Source organism: Cognatilysobacter xinjiangensis, from assembly GCF_014651995.1.
GTDB lineage: Bacteria > Pseudomonadota > Gammaproteobacteria > Xanthomonadales > Xanthomonadaceae > Cognatilysobacter > Cognatilysobacter xinjiangensis.
On the sequence record NZ_BMXY01000004.1, the window covers coordinates 111,686 to 136,068 of the forward strand.

23 protein-coding genes are annotated in these 24,383 nt (G+C 69.6%); 17 read left to right on the forward strand and 6 right to left on the reverse strand.

The features are described from left to right. Window positions 1-2: 2 nt before the first annotated feature. The 4 genes from IE066_RS12930 to IE066_RS12945 form a co-directional block, all read right to left on the reverse strand. Window positions 3-959: a dimethyl sulfoxide reductase anchor subunit family protein gene (locus IE066_RS12930; protein WP_189450591.1), complete on the reverse strand. Its 957-nt coding sequence runs from the start codon at window positions 957-959 to the stop codon at window positions 3-5. A 126-nt stretch (window positions 960-1,085) separates the two neighbouring features. Continuing rightward, a complete protein-coding gene (locus IE066_RS14910) occupies window positions 1,086-2,012 on the reverse strand; it encodes a 4Fe-4S dicluster domain-containing protein (protein WP_189450889.1) in 927 nt (308 codons plus the stop codon). A gap of 2 nt (window positions 2,013-2,014) precedes the next feature. Then, entirely contained in the window at window positions 2,015-2,227 is a 213-nt protein-coding gene (locus tag IE066_RS12940; RefSeq protein WP_189450593.1) for a hypothetical protein, read from the reverse strand. After that, on the reverse strand, window positions 2,224-5,106 hold the full coding sequence (locus IE066_RS12945) for a molybdopterin oxidoreductase family protein (RefSeq protein ID WP_189450595.1): 2,883 nt from the start codon (window positions 5,104-5,106) through the stop codon (window positions 2,224-2,226). Before IE066_RS12945 ends, IE066_RS12940 begins: the two co-directional genes overlap by 4 nt. 160 nt (window positions 5,107-5,266) lie before the next feature. On the opposite strand from IE066_RS12945, the gene IE066_RS12950 reads away from it, so the two are divergent. The 11 genes from IE066_RS12950 (at window position 5,267) to hslU (ending at window position 16,414) form a co-directional block, all read left to right on the forward strand. Beyond that, window positions 5,267-6,235: a helix-turn-helix transcriptional regulator gene (locus IE066_RS12950; protein WP_189450597.1), complete on the forward strand. Its 969-nt coding sequence runs from the start codon at window positions 5,267-5,269 to the stop codon at window positions 6,233-6,235. A gap of 97 nt (window positions 6,236-6,332) precedes the next feature. After that, complete coding sequence (locus tag IE066_RS12955) at window positions 6,333-6,632, forward strand: hypothetical protein (protein ID WP_189450599.1); 300 nt, start codon at window positions 6,333-6,335, stop codon at window positions 6,630-6,632. A gap of 69 nt (window positions 6,633-6,701) precedes the next feature. Further along, entirely contained in the window at window positions 6,702-8,804 is a 2,103-nt protein-coding gene (locus IE066_RS12960; RefSeq protein WP_189450601.1) for a prolyl oligopeptidase family serine peptidase, read from the forward strand. Between the two features lie 80 nt (window positions 8,805-8,884). Next, window positions 8,885-11,056 carry a S9 family peptidase gene (locus IE066_RS12965; RefSeq protein ID WP_189450603.1) on the forward strand — a complete coding sequence of 724 codons (2,172 nt, stop codon included), beginning with the start codon at window positions 8,885-8,887 and terminating at the stop codon, window positions 11,054-11,056. 156 nt (window positions 11,057-11,212) lie between these two features. Then, complete coding sequence (locus tag IE066_RS12970; RefSeq protein WP_189450605.1) at window positions 11,213-11,590, forward strand: YbaN family protein; 378 nt, start codon at window positions 11,213-11,215, stop codon at window positions 11,588-11,590. A 22-nt stretch (window positions 11,591-11,612) separates the two neighbouring features. Further along, a complete protein-coding gene (lptM, locus tag IE066_RS12975) occupies window positions 11,613-11,858 on the forward strand; it encodes an LPS translocon maturation chaperone LptM (protein ID WP_189450608.1) in 246 nt (81 codons plus the stop codon). Window positions 11,859-11,864: 6 nt separating this feature from the next. After that, on the forward strand, window positions 11,865-12,701 hold the full coding sequence (dapF, locus tag IE066_RS12980) for a diaminopimelate epimerase (RefSeq protein WP_229790813.1): 837 nt from the start codon (window positions 11,865-11,867) through the stop codon (window positions 12,699-12,701). Beyond that, window positions 12,698-13,372, forward strand: a complete 675-nt coding sequence (locus IE066_RS12985; protein ID WP_189450609.1) for a DUF484 family protein — start codon at window positions 12,698-12,700, stop codon at window positions 13,370-13,372. Before dapF ends, IE066_RS12985 begins: the two co-directional genes overlap by 4 nt. Next, window positions 13,362-14,288: a tyrosine recombinase XerC gene (gene xerC / locus IE066_RS12990; RefSeq protein WP_189450611.1), complete on the forward strand. Its 927-nt coding sequence runs from the start codon at window positions 13,362-13,364 to the stop codon at window positions 14,286-14,288. The genes IE066_RS12985 and xerC overlap by 11 nt, the downstream gene beginning before the upstream one ends. 108 nt (window positions 14,289-14,396) lie before the next feature. Further along, the gene (gene hslV, locus IE066_RS12995; protein ID WP_189450613.1) at window positions 14,397-14,951 is read left to right on the forward strand and encodes an ATP-dependent protease subunit HslV; all 555 of its coding nucleotides are present in this window, start codon (window positions 14,397-14,399) and stop codon (window positions 14,949-14,951) included. Window positions 14,952-15,022: 71 nt separating this feature from the next. Then, window positions 15,023-16,414: an ATP-dependent protease ATPase subunit HslU gene (gene hslU / locus IE066_RS13000; RefSeq protein WP_229790814.1), complete on the forward strand. Its 1,392-nt coding sequence runs from the start codon at window positions 15,023-15,025 to the stop codon at window positions 16,412-16,414. Here hslU and IE066_RS13005 read toward each other — a convergent pair. Continuing rightward, window positions 16,411-16,893 (reverse strand): DUF6328 family protein, encoded by a 483-nt coding sequence (locus tag IE066_RS13005; protein ID WP_189450615.1) that lies wholly within the window; start codon window positions 16,891-16,893, stop codon window positions 16,411-16,413. The genes hslU and IE066_RS13005 overlap by 4 nt on opposite strands. 223 nt (window positions 16,894-17,116) lie before the next feature. Between IE066_RS13005 and IE066_RS13010 the strand changes: the two genes are divergently transcribed. The 5 genes from IE066_RS13010 (at window position 17,117) to IE066_RS13030 (ending at window position 22,041) form a co-directional block, all read left to right on the forward strand. Beyond that, entirely contained in the window at window positions 17,117-17,551 is a 435-nt protein-coding gene (locus tag IE066_RS13010; protein ID WP_189450617.1) for a type 2 periplasmic-binding domain-containing protein, read from the forward strand. 30 nt (window positions 17,552-17,581) lie between these two features. Continuing rightward, window positions 17,582-18,340 (forward strand): bifunctional demethylmenaquinone methyltransferase/2-methoxy-6-polyprenyl-1,4-benzoquinol methylase UbiE, encoded by a 759-nt coding sequence (ubiE, locus tag IE066_RS13015; protein ID WP_189450619.1) that lies wholly within the window; start codon window positions 17,582-17,584, stop codon window positions 18,338-18,340. A gap of 124 nt (window positions 18,341-18,464) precedes the next feature. Further along, on the forward strand, window positions 18,465-20,417 hold the full coding sequence (locus IE066_RS13020) for a M1 family metallopeptidase (RefSeq protein WP_189450621.1): 1,953 nt from the start codon (window positions 18,465-18,467) through the stop codon (window positions 20,415-20,417). A gap of 125 nt (window positions 20,418-20,542) precedes the next feature. Continuing rightward, the gene (locus tag IE066_RS13025) at window positions 20,543-21,265 is read left to right on the forward strand and encodes a hypothetical protein (RefSeq protein ID WP_189450623.1); all 723 of its coding nucleotides are present in this window, start codon (window positions 20,543-20,545) and stop codon (window positions 21,263-21,265) included. An 8-nt stretch (window positions 21,266-21,273) separates the two neighbouring features. Then, window positions 21,274-22,041, forward strand: coding sequence for an EAL domain-containing protein (locus IE066_RS13030; protein ID WP_189450625.1), 768 nt, complete (start codon window positions 21,274-21,276; stop codon window positions 22,039-22,041). A 67-nt stretch (window positions 22,042-22,108) separates the two neighbouring features. On the opposite strand, the gene IE066_RS13035 is transcribed toward IE066_RS13030, so the two are convergent. Beyond that, entirely contained in the window at window positions 22,109-23,044 is a 936-nt protein-coding gene (locus IE066_RS13035) for a carbohydrate kinase family protein (RefSeq protein ID WP_189450628.1), read from the reverse strand. Window positions 23,045-23,306: 262 nt separating this feature from the next. On the opposite strand from IE066_RS13035, the gene IE066_RS13040 reads away from it, so the two are divergent. Then, a complete protein-coding gene (locus IE066_RS13040; protein WP_189450630.1) occupies window positions 23,307-24,353 on the forward strand; it encodes a rod shape-determining protein in 1,047 nt (348 codons plus the stop codon). Window positions 24,354-24,383: the final 30 nt, after the last annotated feature.

Here is a 24,383-nt window from a genome sequence, read left to right on the forward strand (position 1 = left end):
GCTCAGTAGTACTGCGACACCAGGTGGCGCGCTTCGGCGAAGAACAGCCAGCGCTCCACGAACGCGCCCAGCAGCACCGACAGCGTGGCGACGCCCAGCAGGGGGGCGGCTGCGGATGGAAAGAATGCCGTCGCCGCCAGCACCAGCGCGGGCAGTGTCGCGAACGCGCTGAGCGCGATCGCGCGCAGTCGAGCGCCGTGCTTGCGCGCGAGCACGAACACCATCTCGCGGGTCACGAAATTGCCTTCGGTGTGCGGGCGCTCGAACACCCGGACCTCCCGCGCCGAAAGGCCGACCGCGTCGCCGCGGGTGACCGGCAGCGGCGTCGTATCGATCGACGACCAGTAGCGCGCCTTGAGCAGCGCGAGCGCGCCGAGGCCGACGATCGCGAACAGCAGCGTCATGCGCGACGGCGTCGCACCGAACAGCGCGCGCAGCGCGAGGAAGGCGACGCCGCCGGAGGCGAGCGAGAACAGCAGGTACACCGCGGGCACGCTGCGATGCGTCCACGCCGGAATCGGCTTCAGCGACGCGTAGATCATCGCCGTGCAGTACACCGTGGCCAGCGCGCCGAGCGTCAGGAGCACCGATGCGCCGATGGCAATCGGCAGCGCCGTGCCCGGCGAGGCCAGCGGCCCAACGTCCAGCGCGACGAAGCGCGGTAGCAGCACGAGCGCGAGCAGGGCCGCCGGCACGAGTGTCGCCAGCGCGACGATGCCCTCGCGCGACAGCCACGACGAGCGCCATTGCGAGAACGCCCGCCATGCGCGCAGCGGCTTGCCGAGATGGCCCACCGAACACAGCAGCCCGACGATGGCGAGCGCGACGCCGAGCAGCAGCGACGCCAGCAGCGCACGCGGCGAGGTGCCGATCAACACGGCAACGCCGCTCCAGGCCAGCAACCCGTAGCCGAGACCGGAAAGCGTGGTGAAGAAAATGACGGATAGGGCGGGATTCATGCGGTCACCGCCTGCGCAGCAGCGCCGCGTGGGCTGTGGGAATGTGCGGTCGCGTCGAGAGGAAGCGATGCTGACGCGGCGCGCCCGCAACGGCGGGAAAGCGAACGAAGTCGATGCATGCCCATCTCAGCGCGACAGCACGCGGTCTAGCCAGCGCAGCACTGGCGGAAGCACGGCGGTGTCCAGCGCTTCGGCCGGCGCCGCCGTGGCGGGCGCGGCACGACGCGGTCGCGGAGGCAGGTACTTGTTGGTCGGCTTGTAGCCGAGTTCGGCCATCAGGTCGACGCCGCCGCGCTCGGCGACCAGCTTCGATACCTTCGACTGCGGATCGGCGAGATCGCCGAAATGCCGCGCGCGCGTGGGGCAGGCCTGCACGCAGGCGGGCTGGCGCTCGGCCTCGGGCAGGTTCTCGTTGTAGATACGGTCGATGCACAGCGTGCATTTCTTCATCACCCCCTCGACGCTGCTGTACTCGCGTGCGCCGTACGGGCAGGCCCAGGAGCAGAGCTTGCAGCCGATGCACCTGCTCTCGTCGACCAGCACGATGCCGTCCTCGGCGCGCTTGTAGCTGGCGCCGGTCGGACACACGGTGACGCAAGCCGGCTCCTCGCAGTGCAGGCAGGAGCGCGGGAAGTGCAGCGTCATCGCCGGTTGTGCGGCTTCGGCGGCGATCGACATCGAGCCGCAGGCTGAACCCGACGTTGCGACGACGGCATCCGGGCTGTCGGGCCGCGGCGGTTGCGCGCGTGCCGCGTCGAGGCCGACGCCGCGATCGAAATCGCCGAGATGCCCGGCATCGCGCATCGACGTATCCGATTCGCTCGGCGCCGGCGGGTGCTCGTCGTCCACCAGCACCGCCGCCAGCTCGTAGCTGTGCACGCGGTTGAACCACACACCGGTGGGCGCATTGCCGTAGGGCTTCTCGTCCGGCAGGGGCGCCGAGAAACCGCCCGCGTTCCATTCCTTGCAGGCCACGGCGCAGGCGTGGCAGCCCACGCAGGTGTCGAGGTCGATGACCAGCCCGAGCTTCTTCGGCGTCGGCGGCGGCAGCATCGTCACCGGCGGCGGCCTCCGCGTGCGAGCGCGACGCCGGCGAGGAAGATCGCGAACGGGATCAGGAAGCTCGGCGCGACGATGCGCATCAGCTCACCGAGGTCGCGTGCCGCGCCGAGGTCGCCGAACGGCTCGATGACGCCGTATCCCATCAGGATGATGAGCAGGAAGCCGATCGCGACGAGCGCGTAACCGATGATCTTGCGCGGTGTCATGAGGCCTCGCGGGTGTCGCGCGCGCGACGGAAATCGGCGCCGTAGCGCAGCGGGGCCTCGTTGACCTCGCCGCGCGGAAGGACGGGGAATTGCGGCTGCGACATCGTTTCGCCCGCCACCTTCGTGATGCGCACGCGCAGGTCGAACCACGCCGCCTGGCCGGTCACCGGATCGGCGTTCGCGTAGTCGCCCCTGGGCGTGATGTCGGAAATCAGGTGGTTGAGCAGGAAGCCCTTGGTGGCCTCGGGCGTGTCCTTGGGCAGCTTCCATGCACCGCGCCGCTTGCCGATCGCATTCCAGGTCCACACGGTGTCGGGCTGCACGTTCGAGGCGGTGCGCGCCTGCACGGTGATTGTGCCGTGGTGCGAGGTGACGTCGATCCAGTCCTCGTCGCCGATGCCGTGGCGTTTCGCCGTGTCGGGATGCAGGTAGAGGTAGTTGCGCGTGGCGATCTGCCGCAGCCAGGCGTTCTGCGAATGCCAGGCGTGGTACATGAACATCGGGCGCTGCGTGATCGCCGACAGCGGGAATTCGCGGTCGCCGGCCTCGCCCTGCTGCGCCTGCTCGAACGGCTCGTACCAGATCGGAAGCGGATCGAAATACGTCGCGACGCGTTCGCGATGCTCGGCGGGCGGCACGTGTGCGCCATGGCCCTGCCCGGCGAGGCGGAACTTCTGCAACGTCTCCGAATAGAGCTGCTGCACGATCGGCTGGGTGTTGCCGACGAAGCCCATCGCCTGCGCCCATTCCAGATAGCCGCGGTTGGCCATCTTGAAGTAGCGCGCGTGCTCCGGAATCTCGCTGCGCCAGAAGCCGCCGTTGGCGATGTAGGCGTCGAGCTGCGCGGGATTCGGCGCGCCCTTGCCTTCGAGCGATCCGTCGGCGCCGCGCCAGCCGGCGAGCAGGCCAACGCCCGGCGCACGCTCGTGACGGACGATGTAGTCGGCGTAATCGCGGTACTTCGGCGCGCCGTCCTCGCTGACGAGGCCCGGAAAACCGAGCCGCGCGCCGAGGTCGATCAGCACGCTCTGGAAGCCGCGGATGTCGCGCGGGCGGCCCTGCGCATCGGGTTGCGTGGCGGGGTCGAACAGCGGATGGCGGATCGCGTCGGCGGCGCCGTCGGCATCGGAGATCGGCCGGTCCAGCAGGCTGATCGAATCGAAGCGCTCGAGGTAGGTCGGATCGGGGAACACGAGGTCGGCGTACGCGACCATCTCCGAAGAGAACGCATCGCAGTAGATGATGCGCGGGATGCGGTATTCGCCGTTCTCGTCCTTGTCGGTGAGCCAGCCGATCGTCTCGGCGGTATTCATCGACGAGTTCCAGCTCATGTTCGCCATGAACATCATGAGCGTGTCGATCTTGTACGGATTGCCGGCCCAGGCGTTGCGGATGACGGTGTGCATCATCCCGTGCGCGGCGAGCGGGTAGCTCCAGGAGAACGCATGGTCGATGCGGCGCGGCTGGCCGTGTTCGTCGACGACGAGATCCTCGGGCCCGTGCACGAAGCCGAGCGGGGCGGCGTCCAGCACACCGTTGGCCTGGCGCGTGCGGCCCGGGCGATTCGGCGGTGGAATGGGCTTCGGGAACGGCGGCTGGTAGCGGAACGAGCCGGGCGTGTCGACCGCGCCGAGCAGCAGCTGCAGCACGTGCAGCGCGCGGCAGGTGTGGAAGCCGTTGCTGTGTGCGCTGATGCCGCGCATGGCGTACATCGAGACCGGGCGGCCGACCATCTCGGCGTGTTCGCGGCCCCACGCGTCGGTCCATCGCACCGGCAGGCGGATCTCGTGGTCGAACGCGTTCTCGGCGAGTTCGCGCGCGATGCGGCGGATGGTGTCGGCGGGAATGCCGCAGCGCCCGCTCACCGCATCGGGGGCGTACTGCGGATCGAGGTAGCGCTCCGCGAGCAGCTGGAACGACGGCACGGCGATGCGCCCGTCGGCCAGCGTGTATTCGCCGACGACGGCAGGTTGCACGTCGATCGAATTCGCGTCGACCGGCGCGCCACTCGTGCGGTCGAAGCACAGTGGGCGACCTTCGGCGTCGCGCGCGAACAGGCCGTCGTCCGCCGCGCCCGGGTCCCGGATCACCAGCCAGTGCGCGTTGGTGTAGCGCACGAGGTAGTCGAGATCGATGCGGTCGGTGCGCAGCAGCTCATGGATCAGCGCGAACGCGAACAGGCCGTCGGTGCCGGGGCGGATGCCGATCCATTCGTCCGCGATCGCGCCATAACCGGTGCGCACCGGGTTGACGGAGACGATCTTCGCGCCGCGCGCCTTCAGGTGGCCGAGGCCGAGCTTGATCGGGTTGGAATCGTGGTCCTCGGCGACGCCCCAGAGCATCAGGTAGCGCGTGCGCTCCCAATCCGGCTCGCCGAATTCCCAGAAGCTGCCGCCGAGCGTGTACAGCCCGCCGGCGGCCATGTTCACCGAGCAGAAGCCGCCGTGCGCGGCGTAGTTGATCGTGCCGAACTGCTGCGCCCACCAGCCCGTCAGCGCCTGGCTCTGGTCGCGGCCGGTGAAGAAGGCGAGCTCGTCGGGATTGCGCTCGCGGATGGGCCGGAGCCAGGACGTCGCCAGGTCGAGCGCCTCGTCCCAGCTGATCTCCTCGAACTCGCCCTTGCCCCGCTCACCTACCCGTTTCAGCGGCCTCGAGAGCCGCGCCGGCGAGTAGTGCTGCATGATCCCGGCGGACCCCTTCGCGCAGAGCACGCCCTTGTTGACCGGGTGCTCGGGGTTGCCCTGGATGTACCGGATCCGACCGTCCTGCAGCCAGACCTTGATTCCGCAGCGGCAGGCGCACATGTAACAGGTGGTGGTGCGGACCTCGTCGCCCGGGGTGGGGGACGTGTCGATCACCGGTTCGGATGGGCCGCGCATCGCGCCATTGTGCCCGACCGCCCACGTGCCCCGCGCCCCTCCCGCCCTTTTCACGACCCGGCGCCATGCGCGCCGCGACACTGCCGCTTTCGCCGGGCCTAGCCGCTGGCGCGCGCACAGTGCCATCCTTAGTCGCAGCCGGCCCCGAGACTGGAACCTGATGGAACGCATCGAACGCATCCACGCCCTGCACCGCATCCTCAGCGCCGCCCGTTACCCGGTGACGGTGCAGCGCCTGCAGGAGGAGCTGCAGTGTTCGCGCGCGACGGTCTACCGCGACCTCGCCTACCTGCGCGACTACCTGATGGCGCCGGTGGTGGGCAATGGCGAGGCCGGCTTCCGCTACGACCACAGCGACGGCACGCGCTTCGAGCTGCCCGGGCTGTGGCTGTCGTCGGAGGAGCTCTACTCGCTGCTCGCCGCCCAGCAGTTGCTGATGCGCTCGGGCGGCGGCGTGCTGTCGACCGCGCTGGCGCCGCTGCAGCAGCGCATCGAGAAGCTGCTCGGCGAGCACGTCGGCGGCCGCCGCGTGCCGGTCGAGCGCATCCGCGTGATTCCGCATCGCCGGCGCCGGCTCGACGAGGCGAGCTTCCGCAACGTCGCCACCGCCGTGCTCGACCGTCGCCGCCTGGCGTTCGACTACCGCGCGCGCTCGACCGACGAGAAGACCCGCCGCACCGTCTCGCCGCAGCGGCTCACGCACTACCGCGAGAACTGGTACCTGGACTGCTGGGACCACGAGCGCGAGGCGCTGCGCAGCTTCGCCGTCGACCGCATCCAGAACGCCAAGGTGCTGGACGAACCGGTCAAGGACGTGCCCGACGAGGAACTCGATCGCCAGCTGTCCTCGAGCTACGGCATCTTCTCCGGCGCGCCCAAGGGCTGGGCGACCATCCTGTTCAGCGCCAAGGCCGCGCGCTGGGTGGCCGACGAGCACTGGCATTCCCAGCAGCAGGGCCGATTCCTGCCCGATGGCCGCTACGAGCTGAAGGTGCCCTACAGCACCGCGCGCGAGCTGCTGATGGACGTCATGCACTACGGCGCCGACGCCGAGATCGTCGAGCCCGCGGCGCTGCGCCAGCAGGCGATCACGCACCTGGAGCTGGCGCTCAGCAAGTACGGGCGCTGAGTCGCCACGGCCGCTCGTCGGCCCGCGCGGGGCATCGCAGCCGGTGAGATGGGCCGTCGCCATCGTGGCGGCCCGTCCACTGCCGCTGCCACCGCCCATGTCGACCGAAGCCCGCGCCCCGCTGTCCGTTCTCGACGAAGTCCTGTGCACCGCCGTCGCGGTGGGCCTGGTGCTGGTCGCGCTGCTGCCCGCGGCGCGCGGCATGTCGGCGATCGGCTGGCTGCCGATGTGGCTGGTCGGCATGCCCGCCTGCGCCTGGTGGGCCGTGCGCGGCTTCGCGCTGCCGGGCCGCGGCCGCGAGGCCGTGCCGGCGCGTGCGGTGGCGCGGCGCGCTCTGCCGCAGGCGCGCCGGCACGCCCGCGGCGCCCGTCGCGCGGCACTGCGTCGCGCGGCATGACCTGCGGCGGTTAAGCCGCGCGAGCGGCTGTGCTAGCGTCCGGGTTTCCTTTTTTTCCAGCCCGACGTGATGACGCTGCGTACTTCCGGACTTCTGTTCGCCGCCATGCTGGCCACTTCGGGCGCCGCAAACGCGCAGGAGGCCAGCATGCAGACCGACCCCCATCTCTGGCTCGAGGACGTCACCGGCGAGCGCGCGCTCGCCTGGGTCCGCGAGCGCAACGCGGCCACCGAGGCCGAGCTCGCCAACACGCCGCGCTTCCAGAAGCTCGAAGGCGACATCCGCGCCATCCTGGACTCGGACGCCAAGATTCCCGGCGTCGAGAAGATCGGCGCGTACTACTACAACTTCTGGAAGGACGCGCAGCACGAGCGCGGCGTCTGGCGCCGCACCACGCTCGAGGAGTACCGCAAGCCCAGCCCGAAGTGGGAGACGGTGCTCGACATCGACGCGCTCAACAAGGCCGAAGGCGCGAAGTGGGTCTGGCACGGCGCCGACTGCCTGCGCCCGGACTACACGCGCTGCCTGGTCGCGCTGTCCAACGGCGGCGCCGATGCCGACGTGACCCGTGAATTCGACCTGACCACCAAGCGCTTCGTCGAGGGCGGTTTCTTCCGTCCCGAAGCCAAGGGCGGCCTGGGCTGGATCGACCGCGACCGCGTCTACGTGTTCACCGACTTCGGCGCCGGCTCGATGACGCCGTCGGGCTATCCGCGCATCGTCAAGGAATGGCGCCGCGGCACGCCGCTGGCGTCGGCCACCACGGTGTACGAAGGCACGAACGCCGACATGTACATCGCCGCCTCGCGGGACCACACGCCGGGCTTCGAGCGCGATTTCGTCAGCCGCACCATCGCGTTCTACAACGACGAGCTGTACCTGCGCGGCAGCGACGGCAAGCTGGTCAAGGTCGACGCGCCGAACTCCGCGCAGAAGAACGTGCGCCGCGAATGGCTCACGCTCGAGCTGCGCGAGCCGTACACGGCCGGCGGCAAGACCTACAAGGCAGGCAGCCTGCTCGCCGCGAAGTTCGACGACTTCATGGCCGGCAAGCGCGATTTCGAGGTGCTGTTCGAGCCCGACGAGCATTCCTCGCTTGCGGGCGCGACGTGGACGAAGAGCCACCTCGTGCTCAATGTGCTGCAGGACGTCAAGAACCGCCTGAGCGTGCTCACGCCGGGCGCGAACGGCTGGCAGCGCGTCGAGTTCGTCGGCGCGCCCACGTTCGGCACGCTCGGCGTGTCGGCGGTGGATGCCGACGAGAGCGACGCGGTGTGGCTGACGGCCACCGACTACCTCACGCCGACCACGCTGTCGCTGGCCACGCTCGGGCAGAAGCCCGAAGTGCTGAAGACGATGCCGACGTTCTTCGATGCGTCGAAGAACGTCATCGAGCAGCACTTCGCGACCTCCAAGGACGGCACCAAGGTCCCGTACTTCCTCGTGCGCCCGAAGAACCTCAAGGCCGACGGCACCGCGCCCACGCTGCTCTACGGCTACGGCGGCTTCGAGATCTCGCTGACGCCGGGCTACTCCGGTAGCGTCGGCAAGGGCTGGCTGGAGCAGGGCGGCGTGTACGCGGTCGCCAACATCCGCGGCGGCGGCGAGTACGGCCCGCGCTGGCACCAGGCCGCGCTCAAGGCCAACCGCCACAAGGCCTACGAGGATTTCGCCGCGGTCGCGCAGGACCTCGTCGCGCGCAAGATCACCAGCGCGAAGCACTTGGGCATCCAGGGCGGCAGCAATGGCGGCCTGCTGACGGGCAACATGCTCACGCAGTACCCGGAGCTGTTCGGCGCGGTGGTGGTGCAGGTGCCGCTGCTCGACATGCAGCGCTACCACAAGCTGCTCGCGGGCGCGTCGTGGATGGCCGAATACGGCGATCCGGACAAGCCGGAGGAATGGGCCTTCATCCAGGGCTTCTCGCCCTACCACCTGTTCGACCCGGCCAAGGACTATCCGCCGACCCTGTTCATGACCTCCACGCGCGACGACCGCGTGCATCCGGGCCATGCACGCAAGATGGCCGCGAAGATGCTCGCCGCCGGCAAGGACGTGCGTTACTACGAGAACATCGAGGGCGGCCACGGCGGCTCGGCCAACAACGCGCAGGCCGCGCACATGAACGCGCTCGCCTTCACCTTCCTCTGGAACACGCTCGGCGGGAAGTGACCGCCGTGCGCATGCACTGAAACCGACCCAAGGCCGCCTCCGGGCGGCTTTGGCTTTTTCTTGCCGCAGGGACCTGCACAATGCGCCCCCTTCTGACGCTCCTCATCGCCGCGCTCATGACCACGAATTCGCACGCCGCCGACACCGCCACGCCGCCCGACGTCGCCAAGAAGCCACACGTGGTGCGCGCGCCGCATGGCGCCGAGCGGCAGGACGAGTATTACTGGCTGCGCGACGACCGTCGCCAGAACCCGGAAATGCTGGCGTACCTCAAGGCCGAAAACGCCTACGTCGATGCGTACATGCAGCGGCTCAAGCCGGTCGAGGATCGCCTGTACGACGAGATCGTCGGCCGCATCAAGCAGGACGACAGCTCGGTGCCGTTCCGCGAGCGCGGTTGGTGGTACTACTCGCGCTACGAGACCGGCAAGGACTACCCTGTTCATGCGCGCCGCCGCGACGTGCAGGGCCTCACCGCCGAGGCGATCCAGCGCCTGAACGACGCCGGCGACTTCGCCGACGAGCAGGTGCTGCTCGACGTCAACGCGCTAGCCGCCGGCCGCGACTATTACAGCGTCGGCGTCTACGAGGTCAGCCAGGACAATCGCCTCATGGCCTACGCCGACGACGCCGTCGGCCGCCGCCAGTACGTGATCCGCTTCCGCAACCTCGAGACCGGCGAGGCGTATCCCGACGAGATCCGCGGCGTGTCGCCGAACGTGGTCTGGGCCGACGACAACCGCACCGTCTTCTACGTCGAGAACGATCCCGAGACGCTGCTCACCAAGCGCGTGAAGAAGCACGTGCTGGGAACGCCGGTGGAGCAGGACGAGCTCGTCTACGAGGAAGAGGACGACAGCTTCTACATGGGCGTCGACCGCACGCGCGACGACCGCTTCATCTGCATCTCGGTCAGCAGCACGGTGTCCGACGAGATGCGCTGCGCGCCGGCGGCCGATCCGCGCGAGTTCTTCGTGTTCGCCCCGCGCGCGCGCGACGTCGAATACCTCGCCGACCATTACGAAGGCCGCTGGGTGATCCGCACCAATGCCGACGGCGCGAAGAACTTCAAGCTGATGACGGCGCCGACCGAGGCGCGCTCGCGGCGCGAATGGAAGGAGTGGATCGGCGCGCGCGACGACGTGTTCATCGACGGCTTCGAACTGTTCCGCGATTTCACCGTCATCGCCGAGCGCTCCGACGGGCTGGAACGCCTGCGCCTGCTGAAGGGTGCGGGCGAGGAATACGTCAAGGCCGACGAGCCCGCCTACAGCATGGGCCTGGACGTCAACGCCGAGCCCGAGACCGACTGGCTGCGCTACGGCTACACGTCGATGACCACGCCGTCGACGACCTACGAGCTCAACGTGCGCACCGGCGAGCGTCGCCGCCTCAAGCAGCAGCCGGTGCTGGGCTACGACCCGTCGAAGTACGTGACCGAGCGCCTGTGGGCCACCGCGCGCGACGGCACCCGGATCCCCGTGTCGCTGGTCTACCGGCGCGGCTTCGAGAAGAACGGCAAGGCCGCGCTGCTGCAGTACGCCTACGGCAGCTACGGCTCGTCGATGGACCCGGGCTTCAACCTGCCGGCGGTGAGCCTGCTCGACCGCGGCATGGTCTACGCCATCGCGCACATCCGAGGCGGCGAGGAAATGGGTCGCGCCTGGTACGAGAACGGCAAGCTGTTCAAGAAGAAGAACACCTTCACGGACTTCATCGACGTCACCGATTTCCTGGTCAAGGAGGGCTATGCGTCGAGGGATCGCGTCGCAGCCTACGGTGGCAGCGCCGGCGGCCTGCTGATGGGCGCGATCAGCAACATGGCGCCGGAGAAGTACCGCCTGATCCTCTCGCAGGTCCCGTTCGTGGACGTGGTGACGACGATGCTCGACCCGTCGATCCCGCTCACCACCAACGAGTACGACGAGTGGGGCAACCCGGAGAAGAAGGACTTCTACGACTACATGCTGTCGTACTCGCCGTACGACAACCTGTCGAAGCAGGCCTATCCGGCGATGTTCGTGGGTACCGGCCTGTGGGATTCGCAGGTGCAGTACTGGGAGCCGGCGAAGTACGTGGCGCGCCTGCGCGACCTCAATACCTCCGACAAGCCGGTGCTGTTCCGCACCAACATGGACGCGGGCCATGGCGGCAAGTCGGGCCGCTTCCGCCGCTATCGCGAGCTGGCCGAGATGTACGCGTTCGCGCTCGATCAGCTCGGCGTGGCCGAGACGTCGATGCCGGCGAAGTAACGGCGCGGCGATCGTCATGTGGGGTGCCGCTCCACGCGATGTGTTCGCCGCTTGGGGAGGTCGCGACGTCGGCGACGCGACCCGGCGACGTCGTGCCGCACGCGCGCCGGAGCCGCCCGGCTTCGCCGCCGCGTCACGCGCGTCGGGTCGCACCGCATGAAGTCGACACCGACCCGCTTCCGCTGGGCCTGGTGGCTGCTCGCCTATGCCGCGCTCGGCCTTGGTCTGATCGGCATCGTCGTACCCGGCCTGCCGACGGTGCCGTTCGTGCTGCTCGCCGCCTTCGCCGCCACGCGCGGCTCCTCGCGGCTTCACGCCCGCCTGCTGGCGGACCCGCGCTTCGGCCCGGTGATCCGCGACTGGCAGGCGCAGGGCGCGGTCAGCCGCCGCGCCAAGCGGCTGGCGACCGCGATGATGGCGCTCGCCGGCCTGGTGATGCTGCTGACCGCGCCGCGCCTGTGGATGGCGGTGGTCGGCATCGGCTGCATGGCGATCGTCGCCCTGTGGTTGTGGCGGCGTCCCGAACCGCGCTGAAGCCACGCGCTACACTCGCACGATGAACGTCAGACCTGTTGCCGTCCTCCTCCTCTCCCTCGGCCTGGCCGCCTGCGGCAACAAGGGCCCGCTGGTGCTGCCGACCGCGCCGTCGCCGGAGCAGGCGCCGCCCGCCGAGTCGCCGCCGGCCGCGGATCCGACGCCCGAGACGCTCAACGACCAGCAGCAGGCGCCGCCGGAAGGCGATGCCGCCGAGACGGGCGAGGCCGCCACGCCGCCGAGCGCGACGCCGCCGCCCACGCCGTAAGCGGTCATGCGTTTTTCCAAGATGCACGGCGCGGGCAACGACTTCGTCGTGCTCGACCTGCGCGACGGCCGCGATCCGCCGTCGCCGGCGCTGTGCCGCGCGCTCGCCGACCGCCATACCGGCGTCGGCTGCGACCAGATACTGATCATCGAGCCGGCCGCGACGCCCGGCGTCGTCGCGCGCTACGGCATCTTCAATGCCGACGGCAGCCGCGCGGGCCAGTGCGGCAACGGCGCACGTTGCGTGGCCGCTTGGCTGCGCCGCGACGCGGCCTCGCGTGGCGAGCCGCTGGCCGCGCGCTTCGAGGTCGAAAGCCCTGCCGGGCGCCATGCGGTGGAAGTCACCGACGACGGCCGCGTGCGGCTGGACATGGGCCGCCCCGATTTCGAGCCGACGCGCATCCCGCTGGCCGGGTTCGCGCCCGCCGAGGAATACCACCTCGCGCCGCACGGCCTGAGCGCGCGTTTTTCCGCGGTGTCGATGGGCAATCCGCACGCGGTGCTGCGCGTCGACGACGCCGCGCGCGCGCCGGTCGACACGCTGGGCCCGGCGCTGCAGCGCGACGCCGCGTTCCCCGACTCGGTCAACGTCGGCTTCCTGCAGGTGCTCGATCGCGGCCATCTGCGCCTGCGCGTGTACGAGCGCGGCGTCGGCGAGACGCGGGCCTGCGGCAGCGGCGCCTGCGCGGCGGCCGTGGTCGCCATGCGGCGCGGCTGGACCGATCGTGCCGTCGACGTCGAGCTGCCCGGCGGCACCCTGCACATCGAGTGGCCGGCGGACGACGCGAGCGTCGCCATGACCGGCCCCGCCGCATTCGTATTCGAAGGAGAGTGGATCGCATGACCGACAGCACCGACACGCTCGGCGCGCACGAAGTGGCGACGTGGCTGCGACGCCATCCCGAGTTCCTGCGCCAGTTCCCGGACCTCGCCGGTTCGCTGGTGGTGCCTCGCGAATCGGGCCCGGCGGCCTCGCTGGCGAGCTACCAGCTCGACCTTCTGCGCGAGAAGAACCGCGAGCTCACGCGCCGCCTGCACGAGCTGTTCGCCAATGCGCAGGAGAACGAGCGCCTGTCGGTGCGCATCCACCAGCTCACGCTGGCGCTGATGCGCCAGACCAGCGCGGTGGACACGCTGCGCGCGATGGCCGCCTCGCTGGCCGAGGACTTCAACGGCGACATCGTGCGCATCATCCTGCTCAAGCCGATCGACGGGGTCGAGCCGGCCGACTGGCTCGACGTGATCGGCCCGGGCGACATGCGCTTCAAGCCCTTCGCCGACTTCCTGGCCGGCGACGAGCCGCTGTGTGGGCGCCTGCAGCCGGCCAAGCACGATGTGCTCTACGGCGAGCGCGTCGACGATGTGCAGTCCACGGCGCTGTTCAGCGCGCACGGGCTCGCGATGATCGCCGTGGGCAGCCGCGAGCCGAACCGTTTCTACCCCGGTATGGGCACGCTGTTCCTGCGCATGATGGGCGAGTCCTTCGGCGCGGCGCTGTCGAGGTATGTCGACTGACGCCGCGCCCGTAGCGACGCCGGCGAGAGTCGAGGCCTTCCTCGCGCATCTCGCCGGCGAGCGCCAGGTGTCGACGCATACGCTCGACGCCTACCGGCGCGACCTCGTCGCGCTCGCGGGCTGGGCCGCGCCGCGCGGCGTCGCCGTCGATGCGCTCGATGGCGACCATCTACGGGGCTTCGTCGCCGACGAGCACCGTCGCGGCTGCGCGCCCAAGACGCTGCAGCGCCGGCTGTCGGCCTGCCGCAGCTTCTACGGCTGGATGCTGCGGCACGGACGCATCGCCGCGAACCCGGCTGCAGGCCTGCGTGCGCCGAAGGCGCCGCGCAAGCTGCCGAAGGTGCTCGATCCGGACGAGGCGAAGCTGCTCGTCGAGACGCCGGTCGACGCGCCTCTGGGCCTGCGCGATCGTGCGCTGCTCGAGCTGTTCTATTCCTCCGGGCTGCGGCTGGCGGAACTCTGCGGCCTGCGCTGGGCGCAGGTCGACCTCGACGATGCGCTGGTGACCGTGCATGGCAAGGGCCGCCGCGAGCGCGTGGTGCCGATCGGCTCGCATGCGCTCGCCGCGCTCGCCGACTGGCGCGCGTCGACCGGCGCGAAACCCGACGAGCCGGTGTTTCCGGGCCGAGGTGGCGCACCCATTACAGCGCGCGCCGTACAGCTGCGCGTACGCCAGCTCGCCGAGCGCCAGGGCCTGTTCAAGCAGGTGCATCCGCACATGCTGCGGCACTCGTTCGCCAGCCACATCCTCGAATCGTCGGGCGACCTGCGCGGCGTGCAGGAGTTGCTCGGCCACGCGGACCTGTCGACGACGCAGATCTACACGCACCTCGACTATCAGCATCTCGCGAAGGTGTACGACGCCGCGCATCCGCGTGCGCGGCGGAAAGCGGCCGACGTCGACGACGAGGCTTGAACGCCGGCCGGGCGACCCTCACTTCGGAATGACGCCGCTTCGAGCGGCGGCACGATCGCCGCACCGCCGGCGCCAAGGACCGCTACCCGGTCCGATTCCGGAGCCCTGATGGATCCCAGCCGCAATCCCAACGTCTTCCACGCCACCACGATCCTGTCGGTGCGCCGCAATGGCCGCGTCGCGGTCGGCGGCGACGGTCAGGTCACGCTCGGCCACACGGTCATGAAGGCCAATGCGCGCAAGGTGCGCCGCCTGGGCCGAGACGGCCAGGTGCTGGCCGGCTTCGCCGGTGCCGCCGCCGACGCGTTCACCCTGTTCGAACTGTTCGAATCGAAGCTCGAGAAGCACGGCCAGCTGCAGCGCGCCGCGGTCGAGATGGCCAAGGACTGGCGCACCGAGCGCCGCCTCGGAAAGCTCGAAGCGCTGCTGTGCGTGGCCGATCGCGAGACCTCGCTGATCGTCTCCGGCACCGGCGACGTGATCGAGCCCGAGGACGGCATCGTCGCGATCGGCTCCGGCGGCGCGTATGCGCTGTCGGCGGCGCGCGCGCTGCTCGCGCATACCGAGCTCGACGCGCGCTCGATCGTCACCGAGTCGCTGAACATCGCCGGCGACGTCTGCATCTACACCAACCGCAACCTGGTGGTCGAAGAGCTGGCCTGAGCCGTGTCGCCGCGCCCGATAGGCGCGCACGCGTGACGCCGCATCACGACGCCTTCCAACGAATCCGGACCATGCCCCTGAAGCCCGATACCAGCAGCGCCACCATGACCCCGCGCGAGATCGTGCAGGAACTCGACCGCCACATCGTCGGCCAGCACGACGCCAAGCGCGCGGTCGCCATCGCGCTGCGCAACCGCTGGCGCCGCATGCAGCTCGAGCCCGAGCTGCGCAACGAGGTGATGCCCAAGAACATCCTGATGATCGGCCCGACCGGCGTCGGCAAGACCGAGATCGCGCGGCGCCTCGCCACGCTCGCCAACGCGCCGTTCGTGAAGGTGGAAGCCACGCGCTTCACCGAGGTCGGCTACGTGGGCAAGGACGTCGAGCAGATCGTGCGCGACCTCGCCGATACCGCGGTCAAGATGTATCGCGAGCAGGCCAAGACCAAGGTGCGCACGCAGGCCGAGGAACGCGCCGAGGAGCGCATCCTCGACGTGCTGCTGCCGCGTCGCGAGAAGGGCCCGGTGTTCGGCTTCGAGGAAACGCAGCCGCACGACGACGAGGCCGAGGAGCAGAAGAAGTACGAGGCCACGCGCGCCAAGCTGCGCAAGCAGCTGCGCAGCGGCGCGCTGGACGAGCGCGAGATCGAGATCGAGAGCGCGGTGAACGTGGGCGTCGACATCATGGCGCCGCCCGGCATGGAGGAGATGGGCCAGCAGCTGCGGCAGATGTTCTCGCAGGTGGCAGGCGCCAAGACCCATCGGCGCACGATGACGATCGCCACCGCGCGCTCGATGCTGATCGAGGAGGAAGCCGGCAAGCTGGTCAACGAGGAGGACGTGCGCGAGGCGGCGATCGAGGCCTGCGAGCAGCACGGCATCGTGTTCATCGACGAGATCGACAAGATCGCCAAGCGCGGCGAGAGCGGCATCACCGGCGGCGACGTCTCGCGCGAGGGCGTGCAGCGCGACCTGCTGCCGCTGGTGGAAGGCTCGACGGTGAGCACCAAGTACGGCTCCGTGAAGACCGACCACATCCTGTTCATCGCCTCGGGCGCATTCCACCTCGCCAAGCCCAGCGACCTGATCCCCGAGCTGCAGGGCCGCTTCCCGATCCGCGTCGAGCTGTCCTCGCTGAGCAAGGACGACTTCGTCAAGATCCTCACCGAGCCGCGTGCTTCGCTGACGCACCAGTACATCGAGCTGATGCGCACCGAGGGCGTGCGGCTCAGGTTCGATGCCGATGCGATCGAGCGCCTCGCCGAGCTCGCGGCGCAGGTCAACGAGCGCCAGGAGAACATCGGCGCACGGCGTCTGCACACCGTGCTGGAGCGCCTGCTCGATTCGTTGAGCTTCGAGGCGCCCGATCGCGACGGCCAGGCGGTCACCATCGATGCCGCCTACGTCGACGCGCACCTCGCCGAGCTGGTGAAGGACCCGGATCTCTCGCGCTACATCCTCTAGCGCGGGGCCTCGCCGCTGCGGCGCGCACGCGCCAGCAGCGGCAGCCCGAACCAGAGCATCGAGAACACGGCCATCAGCGCGGCGGCGACCACGCCCGCCACGACGTGGCCGTCGATGAGGCGGCCGACGAGGTAGGTGTCGAGCACCAGCCCGAGCATGAGGAACGGCATGCCGAGCATCATCAGGCGCGTGGAAATGCGCACGAAGTGCCCGGTGACGCGATCGGGCGCGGTGAGGCGGTGGTAGGCCGCGGGCGTCATGATCAGCGCGATCGCCACGCCCACCAGCGCGATCGCACCGAGATGCACCAGCTTCTCGCCATGCGTGAGCGCATCGTCGAAGCGCTGGTTGAACACCGCGACGAGCTGGAAGCCGAACAGCGCCTGCACGCCGGGAAGCACCATGCGGCACTCCTCGATCAGATAGTCGGCGGCTTTCGCCAGCGACAGCGTTTCCGCGCCTTCCAGGTTCTCGTGCATCGACGGCCTCCTTGACGGAGACGATGCAGCGCGGCGCGTGGCTGCGACGTAATGGCCGCTCGCGGCGTGCGCATGCCTGAACCGGACAGGTGGCGGCTGTCGCGTGCATGAACCGCGCCGCGGCGTCGCGCGTAGCGGCCACGATTTCGATGAAGCCTGCACATCGGCCTGCCTAACGTCGACCGTGACGCGCCGGATGGCCCGGTGCAGGAGCGGATACGAGATGGCGATCGTGATGATCCACGGGCCCGACAACCCGGAGGGCCGAAAACCGGACGGCAACGTGCAGGCGGGCCTGAGCCAGCGCGCGCAGTCGGCGGGGCATGCACTGCTGCACTACCGCTGCGCCACCGAGCGGCAGCTCGCCGAGCGGCTCGCGCGCATCGACCGCGGCCAGGCCGACATCATCCTGCTCGACCCCGGCCGCTGCGCCGGCGACGGCCCGCTGCATCGCAGCCTGAGCCATCTGCAGGTGCCCTACATCGAAGTGCACGACGACAGCTTCGACCGCCCCGAACCGCAGCTTCCCGACGACGCCGGCCCGCGCGTGGCGGTGGTGAACGGCTACCAGGCGCAGAGCTACACGCTGGCCATGTCGATGGCGCTGGAGAAGCTCGGCTGCGCGGACTGCGAGAACGATTTCAACGTCGGCACCTGACCGGTACCGCCGGGGTGCGATAATCGCCGAATGAGCGAAGACACGCGCCCCGGCACCACCCATTTCGGCTACCGCGACGTCCCCGTCGGCGAGAAGCAGAAGCTCGTCGGCGAGGTCTTCTCGTCCGTCGCCTCCAAGTACGACGTGATGAACGACCTGATGTCGTTCGGCATCCATCGCATCTGGAAGCGCTATTTCGTCGCCACCGCGCAGGTCAAGCGCGGCGATCGCGTGCTCGACCTCGCCGGCGGCACCGGCGACATCGCCGTGCTGCTCAAGAACCGCGTCGGCGACGCCGGCGAGGTGGTGGTCGGCGACATCAACGGCGACATGCTGCGCGTGGGCCGTGACCGCCTGACCGACCGCGGCCTCGTGCGCGGCCTGGACTGGGTGCAGTGCAACGCGCAGGCGCTGCCGTTCCCGGACGCCAGCTTCGACCTCGTCACCATCGCCTTCGGCCTGCGCAACGTCACCGACAAGGACGCCGCGCTGCGCGAGATGAACCGCGTCCTGCGCCCGGGCGGGCAGGCGCGCGTGCTGGAGTTCTCGCAGGTCACGGCCGACTGGTTCCGTCCGCTCTACGACTTCCACTCCTTCAACGTGCTGCCCAAGCTCGGCGCGATGATCGCCGGCGACGAAGGCTCATACCGCTATCTCGCCGAAAGCATCCGCAAGCATCCGCCGCAGCGCGAGCTGCAGGGCATGATGGAGGCCGCGGGCTTCGTGCGCAGCGGCTATCGCAATCTCTCCAACGGCATCGTCGCGATCCATACCGGTTACCGCGCCTGACGCCATCGCGCGCCGCGCCGGCTGAACGCGGCGCGGCCTGCGCGCATAGGTCGTAAGTCATGCCCGCGCGCGTCGCGCGAAACGGCCGCAGTACACTGCGGCCCTTCTCCGACGAGCCTCGACCATGCGATCGATCTCACTGACCCTGTGCGGCCTCGCCATCGGCATCGCCGCCATCGTCGCCGGCTGCAATCGCGACGACGCCACCACCACGGCTGCGGGCAATGCCGCCAAGCCGGCCGCGCCTGCCGCCAGCGAGGCCGCGCGCCCCGACGAGCATTCCTTCGCCGAGCCCGACAAGGTCCGCATCAAGGACCTCGCGCTCGAGCTCAACGTCGACTTCGCGCAGAAGCAGCTCGCCGGCAGCGTGACCTACACGCTGGACTGGCTCGATCCGAAGTGGGGCAAGCTGGTGCTCGACACGCGCGACCTCACCATCGAGAAGGTGGTGGGCGAGGGCGCCGACGGCCGCTGGACCGACCTCACCCACGTGCTCGCGCCGGCCGACAAGATCCTCGGCAGCGCGCTCACCATCGCCGCGCCCGAGCGCAACAAGCGCATCCGCGTGACCTACCGCACCTCGCCGAACGCATCGGGCCTGCAGTGGCTGACGCCGGAGATGACGGAAGGCAAGAAGACGCCCTTCATGTTCAGCCAGTCGCAGCAGATCCACGCACGCTCGTGGGTGCCGCTGCAGGACACGACGATGGTGCGCTTCACCTACACCGCGCACGTGACGTCGCCGAAGGACGTCATGGTGCTGATGAGCGCCAACAACGACCCCGCCGCCGTGCGTGACGGCGACTACAGCTTCGAGATGCCGCAGGCGATCCCGTCGTACCTCATGGCCATCGCCGCCGGCGACCTCGTGTTCAAGCCGACCGGCCCGCGCTCGGGCGTGTGGGCCGAGCCGTCGATGGCGCCGAAGGCCGCCGCCGAGTTCGTCGACACGCCGAAGATGATGGCCACCGCCGAGCAGCTCTACGGCCCGTACCGCTGGGGGCGCTACGACGTGCTGGTGCTGCCGCCCTCGTTCCCCTACGGCGGCATGGAGAACCCGCGCCTGACCTTCGCGACGCCGACGGTCATCACAGGCGACAAGTCGCTGGTGTCGCTGGTCGCGCACGAGCTGGCGCACAGCTGGTCGGGCAACCTCGTCACCTTCGCCACCTCGCGTGACGCCTGGCTCAACGAGGGTTTCACCAGCTACGTCGAGAACCGCATCGTCGAGGCGCTCTACGGCCGCGAGCGCGCCGACATGGAGAGCGTGATCGCGCGCAACGAGCTGCGCGCCGAGTTCACGCCCGAGAACACCTCGCGCCAGCCGCTGGCGGTCAAGCCCGGCGTGCTGAAGGACCCGGACGACAACCTCGGCTCCACCGTCTACGCCAAGGGCGCGTGGTTCCTGCAGTTCCTCGAGCAGCGCTTCGGCCGCGAGAACTTCGACGCATTCCTGCGCGGCTACTTCGACCACTTCGCGTTCCAGTCGATCGGCACGCAGCAGTTCGCCGAGTACGCCAAGGCCAACCTGCTCGACAAGTACCCGGGCAAGGTCACGCAGGCCGAGTTCGATGCGTGGCTGTACGAGCCGGGCATCCCGTCGACGGCGCCGCAGCTGTCGTCGCCGCGCTTCGATGCGGTCGACGCCGCGCGCAAGGCCTGGCTGGACGGCGGCGCGCTGCCGGCGAACACGCTGACCTCGAAGTGGTCGACGCAGGAGTGGGTGCACTTCATCGAGGGCATGCCCGAGACACTGCCGACCGAGCGCCTCGCCGCGCTCGACGCCGCCTACCGTTTCACCGGCACCAGCAACGGCGAGATCGCGCAGCGCTGGTATCCGCTCGCGGTGCGCAGCGGCTACACGCAGGCGAACGAGGCGATCGGCGAGTTCCTCGCGCGCATCGGCCGCCGCAAGCTGATCATGCCGACCTACGGCGCGCTGGTGCAGACGCCGCAGGGCCTCGCATTCGCCGAGCAGGTCTACGCCAAGGCCAAGCCCGGCTACCACCCGATCACCTCGGGCAGCGTCGAGCAGGTGATCGCCGACGCGAAGGCACGCGGCGGCGCGGCGAAGTAACCCGCCGCGAAATACTGGAACGAAGGCCGTCGACCGCGAGGTCGGCGGCCTTTTCGTTGCGCGCAGCGGCATCGTGCCGGGCGCGGCTGTTATCGTCCCCTTCCGTCCCGCCGGAGAACGCCGCGATGCGTCTGTCCCGACTGCTCCCGCCCACGCTGCTGATCGCGCTCGCCGCCTGCGGCCCGCGCCCGGACCCGCAGGCGGCTGCGCAGGCCGCCGCGCAGGCGAAGGCGCAGCAGGACGCCGCGGCCGCCGAGGACATGGCCAGGCAGGCCGAGGCGGCGATCGCGAGCGAGAACTGGACGCTGGCACGCGCGCACTGTGACGTGCTCGGCTTCCGCCATCCGGGCAGCGACGCGCTCAAGCGGCTGGCCACGCAGTGCGCCGACGCGAAGTCGCGCGCCGACGCGCAGGCGAAAACAGCGCGACTGCAGGGCCTGTGGTCCTACCAGACGCAGCCGGTCGGCAAGGGCCGGCAGCTCAATGCGTCGATCTACTCGAAGGATGCGATCGACACCGGCGCCGGTCGCAGCCATGTGCGGCTGATCTTCCGCGACCATCCCGAATGGGGCCGCAGCAGCTACCTCGTGCTCGATAACGGTGATTTCGACTGCTACGGCGGCTGCCGCCTGAAGCTCGACGTCGACGGCAAGCCGCGCACGATGGCCGGCAGCCGGCCGAAGACCGACGAGGCCATCGCGATGTTCATCGAGGACGAGCGCGGCCTGTGGCGCACCGCGCGCGGCGCGCAGACGATCACCATCCGCGTGCCGCTCAAGGGTGCGCCCGCGCAGGACGCGGTATTCGAGGTCGGCGGGCTCGACCCCGAGCGCATGCCGGGCTGGTAAGGGGAACCATGACCGCATCTCCGCAGGACATCCCCGGCTGCGCCCGCTGTCGCGACGCCGAGCCGCTCGACCTCGCGCTGCGCATGGCCTTCCAGCCCATCGTCGACGTCACCCGTCGCGAGGTATTCGCATGGGAAGCGCTGGTGCGCGGCCCGGACGGGCAGGGCGCGGGCTGGGTACTCGAGCAGATCACCGCCGACACGCTCTACCGCTTCGACCAGGCCTGTCGCGTGCTCGCGATCGAGACCGCATCGCGGCTCGGGCTGGGCGATGCACGGCTGTCGATCAACTTCATTCCCAATGCCGTCTACGAGCCCGCGAGCTGCATCCGCGTGACGCTCGCCGCGGCCGACCGCGCAGCGATGCCGGTCGAGAAGCTGATATTCGAACTCACCGAGGGCGAGCGCATCATCGATCCGCAGCACGCGCTGTCGATCCTCGCCTACTACCACCAGCGCGGCTTCGTCACCGCCATCGACGACTTCGGCGCGGGCTTCGCCGGTCTGCAGTTGCTGGTGCAGTTCCAGCCGCAGGTGCTGAAGCTCGACATGGAACTGCTGCGCGACATCGACCACCACCGCCCGCGGCAGGTCGTGGTCGAGGGCGTCATGCGCATGGCCAACGCGCTGGGTTCGACCGTCGTCGCCGAGGGCGTGGAGACCGAGCGCGAATACGCCTGGCTGCGAGCGGCGGGCGTGCGCCTGTTCCAGGGCTACTACTTCGCCAGGCCGCAACTCGAGGCGCTGGTGCAGCCGGACTGGAGCCGCGTCGGCTGAGCACGCGCGCGGTTCGCGTGCATCGACGGTCGAACGGATGCGGCGCCGCGTGGGCGCCGCGCGTCACTCAGCCCAGCGTGTAGCCGAACTGGTCGTGGAACTCGGCGGCGAAGTCGTCGTAGCCGAAGGTCTGGTTCTGCGTGCCCGGATGGCCGACCTTCAGCGCGCCCATCAGCGAGCCCATGCGCCCGCAGGTGGGCAGGTCGTAGCCGCGCATCAGGCCCAGGATCAGGCCGGCGCGGAAAGCGTCGCCGCAGCCGGTCGGATCGACCACCGCGCGCTCGCGCGCCGGCGGGATCTCGTGGCACTGGCCGTCGACATGGATCTGCGAGCCGCGCGGCCCGCGCGTGGTGATGTAGGCGCGTACCTTGGCGGCGATCGTCTTCTCGTCCCAGCCGGTGCGTTCCTGCAGCAGGTTCGACTCGTAGTCGTTGACCACCACGTAGTCGGCCAGCTCGATGAAGTGGCGGAACTCCTCGCCGCTGAACAGCGGCATCGCCTGGCCGGGATCGAAGATGAAGGGGATCCCGCAGTCGTGGAATTCCTGCGCGTTCTGCAGCATGCCGTCGTAGCCGTCGGGCGCGACGATGCCGAACGTGACGCCCTCGACCTCGCGCACGTGGTTGTCGTGCGACCGGCTCATCGCGCCCGGGTGGAAAGCGGTGAGCTGGTTGTTGTCGAGGTCGGTGGTGATGAAGGCCTGCGGCGTGAACATGTCCTCGATCACGCGGACCTGGTCGAGGCGGATGCCGCACTTCTCGAAATGCGCGCGGTAGGGCGCGAAGTCCTGGCCGACCGTCGCCATCGGGATGGGATCGCCGCCGATCAGCTTCAGGTTGTAGGCGATGTTGCCGGCGCAGCCGCCGAACTCGCGGCGCATGCGCGGGACCAGGAACGACACGTTCAGGATGTGCACCTTGTCCGGCAGGATGTGATTCTTGAACTGGTCCGGGAACACCATGATGGTGTCGTAGGCCAGCGAGCCGCAGATCAGGGCAGACATCCGATACGTTTCCAGTCACCGCGCCCGGCGCGGCGCGGCGCGTAGGGTAGCGGCTGGCGGCCGGTGCGGCCAGCGTCACAGGCCCCGAAGGCCCGGCCCGGAAGCTGAACATGGCCGCTGTGTGACCCGATGCGGCAGAAAGCGCCGTGAAGGGCCCGTGATTCCTTGCCCGGCACAGGCCCCGTTGCTAGGCTGGCCACCCTCGCGCGCCCGTGTTCCGGCGCCCGCCTCTCGCGCCTCCCTTTTGCGGGCCATTCCCCCGATGTTGAAGAAGTTTCGCGGCATTTTCTCCAACGACCTGTCCATCGACCTGGGCACGGCCAATACCCTCATCTACGTCCGCGGCCAGGGCATCGTCCTGAACGAGCCGTCGGTCGTCGCGGTGCGCCAGGACCGCATGGTCGGCGGAAGCCGTTCGGTGGCCGCCGTCGGCGCCGAGGCCAAGCAGATGCTCGGCCGCACGCCGGGCCACATCACCACGATCCGCCCGATGAAGGACGGCGTCATCGCCGACTTCACGTACACGGAGGAGATGCTCAAGCACTTCATCCGCAAGGTGCACAAGAGCCGCTTCCTGCGCCCCAGCCCGCGCGTGCTGGTCTGCGTGCCGGCCGGTTCGACGCAGGTCGAGCGTCGCGCGATCAAGGAATCGGCCGAAGAGGCCGGCGCGCGCGAGGTGTATCTGATCGAGGAGCCGATGGCGGCGGCGATCGGCGCCGGCATGCCGGTGACCGAAGCGCGCGGCTCGATGGTCGTCGACATCGGCGGCGGCACCACCGAGGTCGCGGTGATCGCGCTCAACGGCGTCGTCTACTCGCAGTCGGTGCGCATCGGCGGCGACCGCTTCGACGAGTCGATCATCAACTACGTGCGCCGCCACTACGGCACGCTGATCGGCGAGGCCACGGCCGAGCGCATCAAGCTGGAGATCGGCTGCGCGTATCCGCAGCAGGACGTGCGCACCATCGAGGTCTCCGGCCGCAACCTCGCCGAGGGCGTGCCGAAGATGATCACGATCAGCAGCAACGAGGTGCTGGACGCGCTGCGCGAGCCGCTGTCGGGCATCGTCGCGGCGATCCGCCTCGCGCTCGAGCAGACCCCGCCGGAGCTCTGCGCCGACGTCGCCGAGCGCGGCATCGTGCTCACCGGCGGCGGCGCGCTGCTGCGCGACCTCGACCGGCTGATCAGCGAGGAAACCGGCCTGCACGTGCAGGTGGCGGACGATCCGCTGACCTGCGTGGCGCGCGGCGGTGGCCGTGCGCTCGAGCTGGTCGACATGCACGGCAACGAGTTCTTCGCGCCGGAATAAGCGCGCACCACGGGCGCCGCGACCGCGATC

What these genes read in the sequence shown, in the direction of transcription:
- IE066_RS12930 (WP_189450591.1), bottom strand. Translation starts at nt 959, where the DNA reads ATGAATCCCGCCCTATCCGTCATTTTCTTCACCACGCTTTCCGGTCTC.
- IE066_RS14910 (WP_189450889.1), bottom strand. Translation starts at nt 2,012, where the DNA reads ATGCTGCCGCCGCCGACGCCGAAGAAGCTCGGGCTGGTCATCGACCTC.
- IE066_RS12940 (WP_189450593.1), bottom strand. Translation starts at nt 2,227, where the DNA reads ATGACACCGCGCAAGATCATCGGTTACGCGCTCGTCGCGATCGGCTTC.
- IE066_RS12945 (WP_189450595.1), bottom strand. Translation starts at nt 5,106, where the DNA reads ATGCGCGGCCCATCCGAACCGGTGATCGACACGTCCCCCACCCCGGGC.
- IE066_RS12950 (WP_189450597.1), top strand. Translation starts at nt 5,267, where the DNA reads ATGGAACGCATCGAACGCATCCACGCCCTGCACCGCATCCTCAGCGCC.
- IE066_RS12955 (WP_189450599.1), top strand. Translation starts at nt 6,333, where the DNA reads ATGTCGACCGAAGCCCGCGCCCCGCTGTCCGTTCTCGACGAAGTCCTG.
- IE066_RS12960 (WP_189450601.1), top strand. Translation starts at nt 6,702, where the DNA reads ATGACGCTGCGTACTTCCGGACTTCTGTTCGCCGCCATGCTGGCCACT.
- IE066_RS12965 (WP_189450603.1), top strand. Translation starts at nt 8,885, where the DNA reads ATGCGCCCCCTTCTGACGCTCCTCATCGCCGCGCTCATGACCACGAAT.
- IE066_RS12970 (WP_189450605.1), top strand. Translation starts at nt 11,213, where the DNA reads ATGAAGTCGACACCGACCCGCTTCCGCTGGGCCTGGTGGCTGCTCGCC.
- lptM (WP_189450608.1), top strand. Translation starts at nt 11,613, where the DNA reads ATGAACGTCAGACCTGTTGCCGTCCTCCTCCTCTCCCTCGGCCTGGCC.
- dapF (WP_229790813.1), top strand. Translation starts at nt 11,865, where the DNA reads ATGCGTTTTTCCAAGATGCACGGCGCGGGCAACGACTTCGTCGTGCTC.
- IE066_RS12985 (WP_189450609.1), top strand. Translation starts at nt 12,698, where the DNA reads ATGACCGACAGCACCGACACGCTCGGCGCGCACGAAGTGGCGACGTGG.
- xerC (WP_189450611.1), top strand. Translation starts at nt 13,362, where the DNA reads ATGTCGACTGACGCCGCGCCCGTAGCGACGCCGGCGAGAGTCGAGGCC.
- hslV (WP_189450613.1), top strand. Translation starts at nt 14,397, where the DNA reads ATGGATCCCAGCCGCAATCCCAACGTCTTCCACGCCACCACGATCCTG.
- hslU (WP_229790814.1), top strand. Translation starts at nt 15,023, where the DNA reads ATGCCCCTGAAGCCCGATACCAGCAGCGCCACCATGACCCCGCGCGAG.
- IE066_RS13005 (WP_189450615.1), bottom strand. Translation starts at nt 16,893, where the DNA reads ATGCACGAGAACCTGGAAGGCGCGGAAACGCTGTCGCTGGCGAAAGCC.
- IE066_RS13010 (WP_189450617.1), top strand. Translation starts at nt 17,117, where the DNA reads ATGGCGATCGTGATGATCCACGGGCCCGACAACCCGGAGGGCCGAAAA.
- ubiE (WP_189450619.1), top strand. Translation starts at nt 17,582, where the DNA reads ATGAGCGAAGACACGCGCCCCGGCACCACCCATTTCGGCTACCGCGAC.
- IE066_RS13020 (WP_189450621.1), top strand. Translation starts at nt 18,465, where the DNA reads ATGCGATCGATCTCACTGACCCTGTGCGGCCTCGCCATCGGCATCGCC.
- IE066_RS13025 (WP_189450623.1), top strand. Translation starts at nt 20,543, where the DNA reads ATGCGTCTGTCCCGACTGCTCCCGCCCACGCTGCTGATCGCGCTCGCC.
- IE066_RS13030 (WP_189450625.1), top strand. Translation starts at nt 21,274, where the DNA reads ATGACCGCATCTCCGCAGGACATCCCCGGCTGCGCCCGCTGTCGCGAC.
- IE066_RS13035 (WP_189450628.1), bottom strand. Translation starts at nt 23,044, where the DNA reads ATGTCTGCCCTGATCTGCGGCTCGCTGGCCTACGACACCATCATGGTG.
- IE066_RS13040 (WP_189450630.1), top strand. Translation starts at nt 23,307, where the DNA reads ATGTTGAAGAAGTTTCGCGGCATTTTCTCCAACGACCTGTCCATCGAC.